General features: G+C 35.9%; 7 protein-coding genes. 1 reads left to right on the top strand and 6 read right to left on the bottom strand.

Annotated features, from left to right (window positions below):
• Nucleotides 1-10: 10 nt before the first annotated feature.
• The 6 genes from HN014_RS02105 to HN014_RS02080 form a co-directional block, all read right to left on the bottom strand.
• Nucleotides 11-3,052, bottom strand: a complete 3,042-nt coding sequence (locus HN014_RS02105) for a SusC/RagA family TonB-linked outer membrane protein (RefSeq protein ID WP_176027254.1) — start codon at nt 3,050-3,052, stop codon at nt 11-13.
• Between the two features lie 293 nt (nt 3,053-3,345).
• Nucleotides 3,346-4,734, bottom strand: coding sequence for a SusD/RagB family nutrient-binding outer membrane lipoprotein (locus HN014_RS02100; protein ID WP_176027253.1), 1,389 nt, complete (start codon nt 4,732-4,734; stop codon nt 3,346-3,348).
• An 11-nt stretch (nt 4,735-4,745) separates the two neighbouring features.
• Entirely contained in the window at nt 4,746-7,910 is a 3,165-nt protein-coding gene (locus tag HN014_RS02095) for a SusC/RagA family TonB-linked outer membrane protein (RefSeq protein WP_176027252.1), read from the bottom strand.
• A gap of 688 nt (nt 7,911-8,598) precedes the next feature.
• Nucleotides 8,599-9,609, bottom strand: coding sequence for a hypothetical protein (locus tag HN014_RS02090; protein WP_176027251.1), 1,011 nt, complete (start codon nt 9,607-9,609; stop codon nt 8,599-8,601).
• A gap of 13 nt (nt 9,610-9,622) precedes the next feature.
• Nucleotides 9,623-11,332: a SusD/RagB family nutrient-binding outer membrane lipoprotein gene (locus tag HN014_RS02085; RefSeq protein ID WP_176027250.1), complete on the bottom strand. Its 1,710-nt coding sequence runs from the start codon at nt 11,330-11,332 to the stop codon at nt 9,623-9,625.
• Between the two features lie 18 nt (nt 11,333-11,350).
• Entirely contained in the window at nt 11,351-14,581 is a 3,231-nt protein-coding gene (locus tag HN014_RS02080) for a SusC/RagA family TonB-linked outer membrane protein (RefSeq protein ID WP_176027249.1), read from the bottom strand.
• A gap of 566 nt (nt 14,582-15,147) precedes the next feature.
• On the opposite strand from HN014_RS02080, the gene rpsL reads away from it, so the two are divergent.
• Nucleotides 15,148-15,522 carry a 30S ribosomal protein S12 gene (gene rpsL / locus HN014_RS02075; RefSeq protein WP_024770883.1) on the top strand — a complete coding sequence of 125 codons (375 nt, stop codon included), beginning with the start codon at nt 15,148-15,150 and terminating at the stop codon, nt 15,520-15,522.
• Nucleotides 15,523-15,539 lie beyond the last annotated feature (17 nt).

The raw sequence follows: 15,539 nt of genomic DNA, 5'->3' as shown, positions 1-15,539 counted from the left end.
TTTTGTTTTTTTAGAATCCAACTTCAATTCCTATTATATACGACTTCGTTTGAGGGTAGCTAAATAATGAAAATGCTCCAGGAACGAAGTTAGCATCCCCTGGTTGAAGGTTTTCAGCAGAGCCTAAACCAATTTCAGGATCTCCTTCATAATCTGTAAAAGTAAGAAGATTTTGTCCTTGTGCGTATACTCTAAAGTTAGAGAAAGGTGACTTATCTAATGCTTTCTTAGAGAAATCGTATGATAATGTTAAACTACGAAGTCTTACGAAATCTCCTTTTTGTAAAAATCTAGTTGAGATTTGATTCGAGGTGTTGGCATAAAGAGGGCTTGGTAATACATTTTGATCTCCTGGGTTTTTCCAGTAGTTGAATGCATCTGCACTTAAGTTGTCTCCAATGTTATTAGGGTCAAGAACAACACTTCTTTGGATGTTTCTGATGTAGTTTCCTCCTTTGAAAGTAAAGTCTCCTCTAATACCAAATCCTTTGTATTGAAAATCAGTGTAGAAACCTCCTTCAAAATCAGCGGCAGGTGATTTGTCTTTTATGATTACAGCATCACTTGCGTTGTACTCTGTAGTAACTTCACCTTCTTTAGTTAAAAATAAAGGTTGTCCATTTTGAGGGTCTACTCCTGCATATCTTACTAAGAAATGAGAGTTGATTTCTTCTCCTTCTCTAAGGATCGTGTTACCTCTAATTATATCTTGACCATTAACAAGCTTTTTAACTTCGTTATCAATAAGACTTATTGTACCTCCTACAGTCCATTTGAAGTTTTCGTTTCTGATAACATCGGCATTAATTCCTAATTCAAAACCTCGGTTTTCAATTTCTCCAATATTAGAAAGGATAGTGTTATCATTATCTCCAATTGTCGCAGATATAGGTCTGTCAAGAAGAAGGTCGCTAGAGTTTTTTATGTAGTAGTCAAAAGCTCCAGTAATACGGTTGTTCCATAGTCCAAATTCAACACCGATATCAAGTTGATTTTGAGATTCCCATTTGATATCAGGATTTCCAGCTCCAATTGGAATTGCAGTAGTTAAACCATTATATGTTTGGTCGAATGCCAATAAATCTAAGTATCTAAAGTCTCCAATGTTGTCATTTCCTGAAGTACCATATGATACTCTAAGTTTTAAGTCGTCTACTAAATTCGAATTAGCTAAAAAGTTTTCCTTAGCGATATTCCATGCTACACTACCACTATAAAAATACCCGTATTTATTCTCTGGTCCAAATCTTGTAGATCCATCTCGTCTAATAGACGCAGATACAATATACTTTTGGTCGTAGTTATAGTTAGCTAAAAGACCTAAACCAAAAATAGCATTTTGAAACTTGTTAGTTGTACCATCAGTTTGTTCTGCAGCAACTTCTTGTAGGCGAATGTCAGGAGTAGGGAACCCTCTACTAGCTACATTTAAGTCAGTAATTGTTCTTTGGTAAAACTCAGAAAGAAAAGATACATCGAAGTTATGAGCTTCTCCAAAAGTGTTTGTGTATGTAAATATGTTAGAGACATTATATTCAAATGTGATTCGTTGATTGTCTCTTTGTGTTCCTGGGAATTGAGCGCTTCCTACGTATCCTTGTAAAACACCACCAGCGATAGAAGCACTAGTTCTGTTGAATCTTCTGTTTGTTATACCTGTTTTAAATGTATTCGTGAAATTGTTTGATAATTTCATTTCAGCAGAAATGTTTCCTAAAGTAAGTAAGTTCCTGTTGTTTTCAGGCTCAGTTTGTAGAGCTAGTGCAATAGGGAAACCTGTATGAGTGTAGTTGTATACTTTATTTCCTAATTCATCATATACAAAACTTCCGTCGTCATTTCTTTCGTACAGAGTTTCATAAGGGCGGTACGTGTACATACCTCTAAAAGGATTCTGTACATTGTTACGGTCTCGTGGTCGGTCTGTTGTGTTTCTACTTACAGCAACATTTACTCCTAGTTTTAACCAGTCTTTAGCTTGATACGAGGTGTTTAATCTTGTAGATATTCTTTCAAAACCTTTAATTCTGTCAATGATACCTGTGTTTTTATCATATCCTAGAGAAAGGAAGAAGTTTAGTTTTTCAGATCCCCCAGAAACAGACACAGAATTGGATTGAATAAAACTGTTTCTTAATAATTCATCCTCCCAATTAGTATCAAAAGATCTTAATCTAGCTAATTCTTCAGGAGAAGAGGAAGCTCCAGGAAGATTTAATGCATTATTAATTCCTAGTGCAGCATATTGTCTTTCTATCTCAAGCTTTTGTGAAGCATCCATCATGTCATAGGGATCTTGAATTCTTGTAGCAGATCCTATAGAAGATCTAAATGTAATTCTAGCATCTCCGGATCTTCCACTTTTTGTTGTGATTATAACAACCCCATTTGCAGCTCTAGAACCATAAAGAGCGGAACTAGCTGCATCTTTTAAGATGGAAAAAGATTCAATGTCATTAGGGTTAATGTTATTAACGTTGTCGTCATCCAAAGGTATTCCATCGACAATGTATAATGGGGTAGTTTGTGCAGTAACAGAACCAGTACCTCGAATTTGGATAAATGCAGCTTGACCTGGACGACCGTTTTGAGCAGTTACCTGAACACCGGCAGCTTTACCTTGAAGCATGTTGTCAATACTAGTTGAAGGTACCATGTCTTCAATGTCATCAGCTGCTACAGTAGAAATAGCTGTAGTAGTGGTTGTTTTGGATTTTTTACCAAATCCTACAATTACTACCTCTTCTAATTCTGCAGCATCTTCTTGTAATGATACGTTAATTCTATCGTTATTGTCTATAACGATCTCTTTTGTAACGAAACCTACATAACTATAAGATATTATCGCTCCTTTTGAAGCGTTGATAGAATAGTTTCCATCAAAATCAGTTTGAGTTCCGTTATTGGTTCCTTTGATAAGGATGTTTACTCCAGGAAGTGGGAGCCCACTATTGTCTGTCACTGTTCCTGTGACAGTCTTCTCTTGCGCAAAAGTTAATTGCACAACAAACGCTAACAGTAGCGTTAAAATTCCACTGAATTTTGTTCTCATTTTACGAATTGTTTTAATTAGCCAGCGCCAAATTTGGAAAGAAAAATGTTATAAAACAATTTTTAGTTCATAAAATTTATAGATGAACAGTGGATTTGTATCGATAATATGTTAAAAATCGAATGGTTCTAAAAAGAAGTATTTCAATTTTTAATTATACGGTTATAACGTAATTTTTGAGACTAAAGTTTTGTGTGATAGTTCGTTTCTGTTTTTTGGGAATAATATGATGATTGAAAATAAACAAGCCTTAGAAAATTTCTAAGGCTTGTCGAAAAAAAATATTTTTTAAATCAATCTTTGAATGCCCAAATATCAACATCTAGTAGATGACCTCCTTGAGCGTCTAGAGCAGCTTGAAATGAATTTGGGTTAGAAACTCTCTCAGAAATAGGGTATAACCATCTTCTAGGAATTACTCCAGAAGGGTTAAAACCATTAGAGCCATTAGGATTAGGTGTTAAGTTGGGGTAACCAGTTCTTCGGTAGTCATTCCAAACTTCGATAGGTGTGTTTCCATATAAAGCTTTATATTTTTCTAGAATAATAGCTTCAATGTCAGCTTCTAAAGATCCCCCTAAGGACAATGCTCCTGTATATGTTGCTATATCTGCAGCGTCAACGCCAATATATTCCATGTTAGCAGTAACCGCTTCTATTAATGCTGAAGTTCCGTCTCCACCAGTACGTTCTAGAGCTTCTGCTTCTATAAACTTTTGTTCAGCATAGCTTATTAGTAAACCGGGAGAGTCGTACTGAGCCCAAAAAAGATCTTCGGATCCATCAAATAAAGGGACAGATCCAGATGAATTTATATATAAGTCATATCTGGGATCGCCAGTCATTAAGTTGTCGAAATACGGATCGATTCCCATTGTTTTAGGTCTCAGGATACCAAAAGAAGCAAGTGGGTTACCTTCGTTTTGATTGTTTCCAAACGGGAATACAGCTTGTTCAGTATTACTTGCCATTGCTTTCGATATAGCGGCTAACGCTTTCGTAGCTGCCTGAGAGTCTCTCTTTGTTAATTGAATAAGATAACGAGCTTTTAGTGCGTTCGCTACTTTGATCCATCCAGCGTTGTCTAATGTTATTAAACTACCTTGAATACTTCCTAATGGATCAGTAGCATTTAAATCTGCTTCAGCTTCATCAAGTAATTGAATAATATTTGCATAAATTGATTCTTGGGTGTCATATTTAGGAAATAAGTTGTCTTCCCCTAAGAAAGCTTCAGAAAAAGGAGCGTCCCCCCATGAATTGGTAACCATTCCTAGATTAGCAGCTAGATAAATTTTAGCAACCCCTCTACTGTTTACACCTTCTGTGTCTGAAGTTTTACTTAAAATGTCGATACAATCTCTCATAGAACCAGCGTAAATTCCAGTACCCCAAAATGCATTAGAATCATTTTCGTCAATTACATATCGGGTGTATCCTTCTTGTTGTGCGTCAATTCCATTCCATTGTTGCATTACAATCCCGGATAAACGCCCCAGACCAGCAGTTATGTTTCTGTGTGATTGAGTCTGCATTATTGGCATTATAGCTTTTACAGGGACAATATCACCATTTGGTCTGGTTGGGTCTACATCGGTACTATTATATTCACATGATATCAAAACGATACTTGATGCTATCAGGAGAATAAAAGCTTTATATATGTTGAATATTCTTTTCATTTTTACTTTGTTTAGAAATTAAGTTTAAGAGAAACAGCATAGCTTCTTGTGTTTGGCTGGTTAAAGTAATCTAAACCAATACCATTAGAATCACCTGTTAAATTTGTTTCAGGGTCAACTCCCGGGTAATCTGTGCTAAGCCATAAGTTTCTTCCAGAAAAGGTTATTGATCCAGAAGAAATAGGTGTTGCTTTAGTTAGTTTTTCCCCAAAATTATAAGTTAGAGAAGCTTCTCTTAAACGTACCCAAGATGTGTCAAAAACGCTATCTTCTCCAATACCCCCGAAACCATTTCTTGTCCACACATTAACTCCGGTTGTGTTATCAGCCAACGCTACTTCCTGAGTATTTCTTTGCCCAGTTGATTGTACAATTCCGTCGTACACAAAATTTGTGATTTCTCTTTGGTCTCCTGTTTTTTGAGATACTCCGAAGAAGTCTAATATTCCACAAGTACCACACCACATATCACCTCCTTGTTTTATGTCAAATAAAAAGCCGATAGATAAATTTTTGTATGAGAATGTATTTTTAATACCCATTTGCCAATCAGGTATTGGATCTCCTATAATTCCAGATTCAGGATCGACTATCGGAAGTCCATTATCGTCTATTAGGATATTGTTATTGTCATCTCTTAAGTATTTACTTCCAAAGATGGCTCCGTATGATTCACCTGGAAGAACTCTTGATGATGTAGAAGTGAATCCTTCTAAGGTAAATGATTCAACTCCTGGAGCTAATTCAATAACCTTTGATTCGTATGATGTCCAGTTAATATTTAGATCCCAAGAAAAGTTATCCGTTCTTACAGGAGTAAAGTTAGCTCCAATTTCAAATCCTTTATTTTCTATTTTACCTGCATTTGAAGTGCGACCAGTGAATCCTGTCGAAGGTGCTGCATCAACAGAGAATACTTGATCGACTGTAGTCTTGTCATAATATGTGATATCTAATCCAATTCTGGAATTGAAAAATTTTAATTCTCCTCCTATTTCGTATTCTGTCGTTTTTTCAGGAGTAATTTGATTACTTCCTGAACGACCAGCTCTTTCTAAGGCAACTACCCCAAAAGCAGGGAAATTATTGTTTCCTCCTAAAATGAAGCCATCACCTGAAGCAACTCCTGGTTGGTAAAAGGTCTTAGTAGAATAAATAGGTGCATCGTTACCAGTTTTACCATAAGAAGCTCTTAGTTTTCCGTAGTTAAGGATTTCGTTTTCAAATAGCTCTGAGAACACAAAGCTTAATCCTGTACTGTAAGATAAAAAGTCATTATTATCAGTAGGAAGTGTGGAAGACCAATCATTTCTTAAGGAGGCGTTTAAGAAAAGTATTTCGTTGAAACCAAATTTAGCATCTGCGTATACAGCATCTAATTCTTTTTTAAATACTTGATTAGTGTTGATTTGAGTGGATGTGTTAGATAGGTCAAAGAAACCAGGAATAGTTAGACCATCACCTTGTGCTGTTCTTCTAAGATAGTCTGTGCTATAATGTTCGTAACCAACCAATCCGTTAAATGTAATTTTTTCAGATAAATTTTTGTTGAATAAGGCCATAAAGTTAGTGGTGATATCTTCATTAAAGATATTGTCATCAATGACACGACCGGCTCTACTACCAGCAGAGAAAATATCTCTTGAATTTTTTCTGATATCACTATATCTATCATAGGCGTATCTCCCTTGTAAAGTTAACCATTCGTAAGGTCTGTATTCAAGAGATAACCTTCCTGTAAATCTGTTAACATCGTCTATAGAAGGGTTTTTTGCAACTGTCCAATATGGGTTGTCGTAAACTCCCGCTCTATAACTTCTTTGCGTTCCATCAGAAAGTTGGTAAACAGAAAGTTCGTCAGCTGCAGCTTTTCCTTTTAAGCCATTTCCATTATCAAAAGTAGGAGTTGTTCTAAGAAGACCTAACATAATACCAGATATATTTGATCCTCTTTGTACTCTTTGACCTCCTGAGTTAACAAAAGCTCCACTTGCGGAAATTTCAAAATTTTGAGAAAGATTAGCAGTGATGTCTGATCTGAAAGATTTTTTAGCAAAGTTTTCTCGAGGAGAAACCCCTGTTTGATCAAGTTTTCCTGCAGAGATATAGTATTTGATGTTTTCTGTTCCTCCTCTTACAGAGGCGTTTAGGTCGGTTAGGAGTCCTTTGACAAAGAAATCATAATGGTCATATGTTTCTGCTGCACGCCCATTTCCAGTGCCAGCAGGGACTAACGCTCCAAATCTATGATACGGATAGGATGTGTCGCCATTATATTCTAATGTTGAGACTCTAGGTCCCCAACTTGATCCTGCTTGAGATTCTGGACCTGAGTAGACACCATTATTTCCTTGAGCAAATTCTCTCTGTAAATCTGGAACCTGAGTAATTTCACTCATTTGAACAGTTGTATTAATTGAAACTGTCGGGCTTCCTGATCGTCCTTTTTTTGTATTGATTATTACAACTCCATTTGCAGCACGTAAACCATATAATGTTTGAGCCGCAATTCCTTTAAGAATCGAAATGCTTTCGATGTCATTTTGGTTGATGTCAATAGCTCTGTTAGAATTGTCTGCTCCTCCTGTTCCGTTTCCTACACTTGAGTTGTCAATTGGGACTCCGTCAACAATAAAAAGAGGAGAGTTGTTTCTTAAAATAGAAGTGTTACCACGTATTCTGATGTTAGCTGAGGCTCCAACAGAACCAGAAGAAGATACTACAGATACTCCAGGAGCTTTTGCTGTTAAAGAACTTACTAGGTTTACTTCTCCAGTGTTTTCTATCTCGTCATCTCCAACGGTTGCTATAGCGTAACTTAAAGAACGAGGTTTTGCTTTTAGTCCTCGAGCAGTTACCACCACTTCTTCAAGCTCAGCAGCATCTTCCGCTAATTTGACATTGATAGTTGGGTTGTCTCCAACAGCTACTTCTTTAGTAGAAAATCCTAGATATTTGTATACTAAAACAGATCCCTTGTTTGCTTGAATGGAGTAGTTTCCGTCAAAGTCAGATTGTGTTCCAGTATTTGTACCTCTGATAAGAATGTTTACACCAGGTAAAGGCATGTTATTACTGTCTGTGACAGTACCAGTAATTGTTTTTTCTTGCGCAAAAGTCAATTGCACAATTAATGCTGTAAACAGCATTAAAATTTGCTTACTTGTTTGTTTCATTATTGTTTTTATTTGAATTAGCCGTGCTAAAAATCAATAAAAGAATCTAATTAAACAAGTTAAATTTGTAATAATTTATTAATTATGTTTTTAAAATTTAAGACATAGTGTGTTTTTTTTAACTAATTATAAGGAAGATTTTTCTTAGTTTTTTATTTGCTAAAAAGTGCTGAATTCCATTGATGATATTGAGTTGAAAGCGTTTTTAAAACAGGTAAACTATTTGTTAAATATGTTAATAAGTTTGTTTCATATGTAATGTTGATAAAATTCTATAATTAGAAAACTAAATAGAGTAAATTATATGTGTTGTATAGTGAGGTGTTGTTATTTAGAGAGGCTTTTTTGTTTTTGTGATTTCAAAAGATGTAGCTTGATATTGTGTTTTACAAGCTAAGAAATTTGATTTGAAACTTCGAGAGAATTCATTTCGTAATAAAGAGGAGTATTGCTTTGTGTGGTTGATAGATTAGGTGTATTTGAGATGTGTATTATTAAATGAAATTCGTGTTTGAGAAGAATTTATGGGTTTTTATAGTTTAAGTTTTTGTTTAGATGTTATGAGTTGAACTCCTGAAAAGAAAATTTGTAAATAAAAAAACCGTCTAAAAGTTTTTTTAGACGGTTTTTTTATTTGCGAATTGGCTAAAAATAACAATTCAGAAATACTGTGTTTGTTTACTTGGGTTTAGATTTTTGTAAACTTTAGTTCTACTTCATAAGGAGATGCGCCGCATCCCCCATCATTAACAGCATCAATAAATTTCATTGTAAACTCACTGTCATCTACACCGTCTACATCAAAAGCTCCGGCGTTAAGTTGTCCATCTGTTTCTAACATAATGTTACCTCCACCACAGCCAACTCCACCGGGGGAGTCTTGTTTTGGAAGGATGATTTTACCACATATGAGGTTGAAATTTAATGGTCCAGAAAAAGCAAATTCTTTTAAATAAGTAACTGCTTTTATTTGTCTAGCGGTTCCTGAGGATGCTGTGATTTCAACTTCTTCGTCTATAAAGGATTGAGAGACTCCAAAAGCAGGGAAAACTCCTGATATCCATTCTAACTGATATTTTCCTACTAAAAATGTTTCTGGGTAGCCACAAACAACGTTACCATCATATCTAAAAGGGGAATTGAAAAATAACCCTCCTGCAACATTTGTATTAAGATTGGTGCTAGTGTAAATATCACCATTGTTTAGTTTGATAGCTAGACGAATTCTGAAGATATCTCCTCCATCTATTTTTGGTATTTCAGAATTGAGACCTAAAAGATCGATTGCTTCACTGGCTGCTACCGATATTACTTTTTTTGGTTTTCCATTATCACCAGCTGAGAATTCGGAAGCAGGAATGTTTCTTACTAAGACATCTTCTTTGCTAATGTCATCATCATCATCTGGCGTTGGAGTCAGGTCTCCGTCTTTGTCAACAAATGCGTCAACAAATGAAACAAATACATCAACTGATTCAAAACGACTATTATTTAGAAAGTCATCTGCTTCTACTTCAATGGAGATATTTGACGCTGAAATATTGTTTATGTCTACTTCAGTGTTAATTATGTTTAAGGTTCTTAATACGGCAGAAGAATCAAGTTCGTTTGCCGGGAATGGATTTTTGTCTTCATCTTCACAGCTGGTAATGATTACTATGCTTATTGCTATGAAGAGATATTTATATATGTTTTTCATGATTTTTCTTTTTTTAATCAACTGTTGGACCTCCTTCTGCCCAAAATACTCTAACTGCTTGATTAGGTTTTTGGTCGACATTTGAATTTTGTTGGAATAGCTCTTCAGGGTAGAAAAAAGAATTAATGAATTCTCCCGGTTGTGGCTCAAGTGCAGGTTGTAGGTTAGAAGGAAAGCCTGTTCTTCTGTATGTGTTATAGGCTTCTAATCCATTTCCAAATAAAGCTTTGAAGTATTCAATTACTACAAGTTCTAATCTGTCGTCACCAGATAAGCTATCGTATCGCTCTAATACTTTTTCTATGTATAAATCGATATCAGCACTTGATGAGCCGTATATCTCTCTAACAGTTTTTCTTTCATTTTCTGGAGTGTCAGGGTCATCAGCAACCAATTCTATTTCCATTTCAGGGGTAGTGCTACCTAATTCAATTACTTTGTTTATAGATTGTCTGATTCCGGCTTCAAGATAGCTTTTAGGATCTCCGCTAACACCGGATTTTAAAGATGCTTCCGCTAACATGAAATTAGTGAATGAAGATAGTAGTATTGGAGCAATTCCGGCTCCTTTTAGACCAATTTGTCTTCCGCTAACGGCTTCTCCTTGGTTGTAGTCAAATTGCCCTCCAACAGGGTAAACTCCCCATGTTGTTCTTTTACCTCCGTCTGGTGGAATTCCGTCATTGTCAAAATGATCTCTACCCCAATAACCATCACCAGGGTTACAGTATGTGTCCTCTGAAGAATAATGTGTAGGTCTGGCGATTGTAACACATTCATTTTCATTTGGGTCAGTCGTAAAATCAAGAGATTGTCTATAGAAGTAGTACCTGGTTCTTGGGTCTCCGGAAATATAATCGTTTTTAAGAAGTACCATGTAGGAGTTAGACATGTAGTCAGAAACATCAGCAGCAGCATCAAAATTACGACCAAATAATGGGTGTCTACTGTCTGGGTTTGCATCTGTGGCAGAATATTTAAAGACAAAATCATCTGCGGCATCCAGAATAAGATTTCCTTCAGAGATCAGTGCGTTTATTTTTGAGCCTGCTTCTGAGTCTACGAGTCTTGTTTGTAAATGTAACTTTAGTTTTACAGTATTGGTGAACTTTATCCATTTGGATTTGTCACCTCCGTAGAAAAGATCTGAAGAAGGTTTTCTTAGTTCTTCTTTAGTGAAATTTACTAAAGCTTCGTTTAATAGCTTTTCTGCTTCTTTATAGACATCAGATCCGTTGTCTAGTTTAGGGTTAGGGAATTCGGCTCCGTTTAAAGCTTCGGAGTATGGGATATCGCCAAAATAATCTACTAATGCCATTATTACATAAGCTTCTAGTGTTTGAGAAATACCTACATGAGTATATAATTGACCTTCCTCGGCTATAGGTCTAATTGCTCTAAGGTCGGCTAAAATTCCTGCATACGATATTGTCCAAAGGTTATTAGTTGTACTTGGAGCATATGCATTGTTGTAGGTTGGACCAAAACCATGTAGGATCCTGGTTACTTCCATACCTAATTCGGATAACCCTTCGCGATCGAATATTGTAGAAAGTTCTATTTCTGCTGAGTTAAGGAATAAATCTATGTCCGCTTGATTTGGTGTTAAAGCGTTAGGGTCGTCTAATATTTCTAGCTCAGTTGTCTCGCATGAGCTAATTATGAGAGCAAAGGATAAAAAAGTTATTCCTTTGGTTATTTTTTTTATTTGTTTTTTTAACATTTTATATCAAATTTAAAGTTAAAAAGTAGCTCTTACGCTGATTCCATATCTTCTTGCACTCGGTCCGGTAATGAAATCAATACCTTGTCCGTTCCCAACACCTGTACTTAGTGCGTTTGTATCGAAACGAACATCATCAGGGAAGTTAACAGCTTTGTACCAAAGGTTGTTTCCTCTAAGTGTTATAGAAAGGTTTCCGAAAGGAGTCTTTTTTAAATATTGATTCGGCATGTCGTATGAAAGACTAACTTCATTAAGTCGAATAGTTGTACCATCATAGATTTGTAATTCATTAGGTCCAAACCCTATGGTGTTAAATCCAATTGTAGTTGCTGTTACTTGAATATCATTAGGAGATCCATCTTGTTTTACTCCAGGAAGAATATAGGTTGCGGTTCTATCAATTGGGAAACCAACAGTTCCTCGTCCTAGAAGAGTAGATGCTGTTTGGGAAGCAATATCTCCACCATGTCTATAAAGTATATTGGTGTATAATGTGAAATTTTTGAAAAACTTAAAAGTGTTAGTGATTCCCATGGTCCAGTCAGGGTTAGGGTCTCCTAATATTTGAATATCGTTTGTAGCTAGGTATTCTCCGTTAGCATCAACAATTTTATTGCCGTTAGCATCTCTTTGGATTGCTGTTCCCTGTAATATACCATATGGTTGACCAACTATGGCATAATTAGCTGCTCTACCTGCTATTGAACTAGTTAGGGCAATTTGGTCTGTCCCTTCTGGTAATTTGGTTATTTCATTTTGATCAGCGAAAAAGTTTCCTCCTAAAGTCCATTCAAAATTTTCAAGTCTTAAGGCTTTGATGTTAAAGTCAACTTCTATTCCTTTGTTTTCTAATGATCCTGCATTTACTCTTGTTACGGTAAAGCCGCTTGCAGGATCAAGAGATTGGTCTGTTATAAGATCTTTAGATTCTTTTTTGTATACACTTACATTTAAGGAGAATTTGTTATTGAAGAACTGAGCGTCCATACCGGCTTCAATCTCCGAGATGGTTTCGGGTTTTAGGTTAGGGTTTCCTAATCTGTTAGATACCGAGTTTCCTGATATTACGTTCCCTTCTCTGTCAACAAAAGCTCTAGATGTTAATGCTAATGTGTTTCTCGTTCCATAAGGAGCAGGGAAACCTGCAGATGTTCCGTATCCAAGTCTAAGTTTGAGATAACTTAGGATGTCATTGTTGGATATTGAATCGAAAAAATCAGTAGGCACAAAAGAGATACTTGCGGCAGGGTAAAAAATACTAAAGTTGTCAGTCTCTAAAGTCGAGGTCCAGTCATTTCTTGCTGCGAAATTTAAAAATAACGCTCCTTTGTAGCCTAAGGTGGCATCAGCATATAGTCCGACTTGATTTTCTTCTGATAAAAATGCTATTGGATTGTTACTGAAGCTGTTAACTGTGGTGTGGTTTACAAAGTTGTAATGTTCAAGAACACCAAATGCAAGTTGTTGTGTGCTTTCTACGCCATCTCGTTGGAAAACATCTCGCCTTGATTGACCTCCTACAATGAATTGTAAGTTAAGATCTTCGTTTAGGTCTTTGTTGTAGTTCAAGGTTAAGTTGTGATTCCATATTTTATTTTTGGATTGTGTTGTTCTGTAAATACCAGTTTGGTTTCCGTCAACTCCTCCTTTGTTTTGACCATATGAGCCAAATTCAGTATAGGTATCAAGACCTAATTGATATGCTAATGCAAGATTATCGTTTAGTTTATAATTAAATCTGAAATTACCAAATATGCGTTCGGTATCTTGTGTTGTTTTTGCATTGTGAACAGTCCATAAGGGGTTTTGGATGTCGTTTCCGGATCTGTAATAGACACTTCTTCCGTCTGATGTTTGGAAAGGAAGTCCTAGTAAATCAACACTTCTTGGGGTGTATAAAACATCACCAAAGACAGAGGATCCATCGCCTATTGTTCCGCTTCCTGTAGAGGCTGCAATAGGAGGGGTTTTGTATGCGGTGTTAGAGTAGTTTATAGTTCCACCAACTTTTATGTTATTAGAAAGTTCGGCATTACCTCCAACTGATAAGTTTATTCTGGATAGTTTGTTGCCTGGAGTAAACCCTTTGTCCTCTAGTTTGCTGAGGCCAACGTTATAAGTGGCTTTTTCGTTTCCACCTCTTAAGTTGATAGAGTTATCAGAAACTCCTCCAGATCTGAAAAAGTTCTTTACACTATTGTAGTTTTTGTATCTGTAGTTAGTGTCTACAATATCAAGAAAATCTGCTTTTAAAGATTCATCAGCTAATCGACCAAGAGGGTGTTCTACTAATACGGTTCCGTCAGAAGCAATACCTCTAAAAGAAGAACCATATGGAGCGGGATTCTGGTTGTTGAAATTTGGACCCCAGTTACTAAAGAAAAAACCAAATCCTTGGTGGAATCCACCTCCATAATCTTTTTGAAATTTAGGAAGGATCGCTTCATTTACATAATAAGAGCTTGTGACAGTAACTTCAAGTTTTTTATTTGTAGCTTTAGAGCTGCCTCCTTTTGTTGTTATTAAGACTACTCCATTACTTCCTCTTTCTCCGTAAAGTACAGTGGCACTAAGTCCTTTAAGGACTTTTACGTCAGTTATAGAGTTGGGGTCTAGGTCAAGAAATCTACTAGATTCAGTAACCCCGTCGAAAAAAGCAGTTTGTTCATTTGCTCCTCCGTCAAATGGGACTCCATCAACAATAAATAATGGTTGGTTGCTTCCTGATATAGAGTTGTAACCTCTAATGATGAAATTGGTACCTGAACCAGAAACCCCATTAGTTGCTGTAATGTTTATTCCTGCTGCTTTTCCCTGAAGTATTCTTCCTAGGTCTGCCTGGGATTGTTGTTGGATTTCTTCGGATTGAACTGTACTGACTGAATATCCTAAAGATTTTCTTTCTCTCTGTATTCCTTGAGCTGTAACAACAACTTCTTCAAGAACAGCGGCATCTTCTCTGAGAGATACATTGATTGTAGATTGTTCGCTAATAAGTATAGTTTCATTAGCGAAACCAATATAACGAAATAATAAAGTTGCACCTTTATTGGTGTTTATAGAATATTTTCCATCAAAGTCTGTTTGGGTTCCGGAATTTGTTCCTTGAATTAAGATGTTTACACCAGGGAGGGGGACTCCGCTTTGGTCAGTTACAATACCTGTGACTGTTTTTTCTTGTGCAAAAGTTAACTGCACAATCAATACCGTAAACAGCATTAAAATTTGCTTACTTGTTTGTTTCATTATTGTTTTTATTTGAATTAGCCGCTCTAAAATTGATTAAAATAATTCAATAAAACAAGTTTATGAATGAAAGATGTGTTTTTTTTAGTGTTTTTACTTGAGTTATTTTTTGTTTTTATGTTAAAATTAACTTTAAATTTATGTATCGTTTAAACGGTGATTGAAGTGATGAGGAGGTGTTGTTTTTTTGAATGTGTTTTTTGTGTATGTCTTACCTTATTAGAGTCACTGAGTCATTGTAATGAGGTTGTAATTAGTAGGTTTTGTGGAGGGATTTATTATCGGTTAGCAGTAGTGTTAGGTTTGCTTCAGGGAAGAAGGCTAGGTGGGTTTGTTGATGGTTGTTTAAAAATGAAATTAGATGATTTAGAAGATTTTGGAGGTCAGGAAGATAACTGATGTAATTTGTGGCTGAAATAAAGGTTTATGAGTGTGATAAGGAGAGGTTTAATTTAATATGATTGAAAATTAATGAATTAGGATTTGATTTGGTCTAAAATATTTATACATTTGCAGCCCTTTTATTAAAGGGAATAAAAAATTTTAATAATAGTGTAAAGCAAATTATGCCAACAATTTCACAATTAGTACGAAAAGGTAGAGCCAAAATAACTAAGAAGAGTAAATCGGCTGCTTTGGATTCGTGCCCGCAACGTCGCGGTGTATGTACTCGTGTGTATACCACTACACCAAAAAAACCAAACTCTGCTATGCGTAAGGTAGCGCGTGTTAGGTTAACAAATGGAAAAGAGGTCAATGCATACATCGGTGGTGAAGGTCACAACCTCCAGGAGCACTCGATAGTATTAGTTAGAGGTGGAAGGGTAAAAGATTTACCAGGAGTTAGATATCATATTGTTCGTGGAGCTTTGGACACCGCTGGTGTTGAAGGAAGAACGCAACGTAGATCTAAGTATGGTGCAAAACGCCCTAAGAAGTAATTTTAGAAAAAACTTTT

The sequence above is a fragment of the Aquimarina sp. TRL1 genome (genome assembly GCF_013365535.1).
In the GTDB taxonomy this organism is placed as follows: domain Bacteria; phylum Bacteroidota; class Bacteroidia; order Flavobacteriales; family Flavobacteriaceae; genus Aquimarina; species Aquimarina hainanensis.
The sequence above is the reverse complement of the archived record's forward strand: the minus strand, read 5'-3'. Positions and strand labels throughout refer to the sequence as shown.

What these genes read in the sequence shown, in the direction of transcription:
- HN014_RS02105 (WP_176027254.1), bottom strand. Translation starts at nt 3,052, where the DNA reads ATGAGAACAAAATTCAGTGGAATTTTAACGCTACTGTTAGCGTTTGTT.
- HN014_RS02100 (WP_176027253.1), bottom strand. Translation starts at nt 4,734, where the DNA reads ATGAAAAGAATATTCAACATATATAAAGCTTTTATTCTCCTGATAGCA.
- HN014_RS02095 (WP_176027252.1), bottom strand. Translation starts at nt 7,910, where the DNA reads ATGAAACAAACAAGTAAGCAAATTTTAATGCTGTTTACAGCATTAATT.
- HN014_RS02090 (WP_176027251.1), bottom strand. Translation starts at nt 9,609, where the DNA reads ATGAAAAACATATATAAATATCTCTTCATAGCAATAAGCATAGTAATC.
- HN014_RS02085 (WP_176027250.1), bottom strand. Translation starts at nt 11,332, where the DNA reads ATGTTAAAAAAACAAATAAAAAAAATAACCAAAGGAATAACTTTTTTA.
- HN014_RS02080 (WP_176027249.1), bottom strand. Translation starts at nt 14,581, where the DNA reads ATGAAACAAACAAGTAAGCAAATTTTAATGCTGTTTACGGTATTGATT.
- rpsL (WP_024770883.1), top strand. Translation starts at nt 15,148, where the DNA reads ATGCCAACAATTTCACAATTAGTACGAAAAGGTAGAGCCAAAATAACT.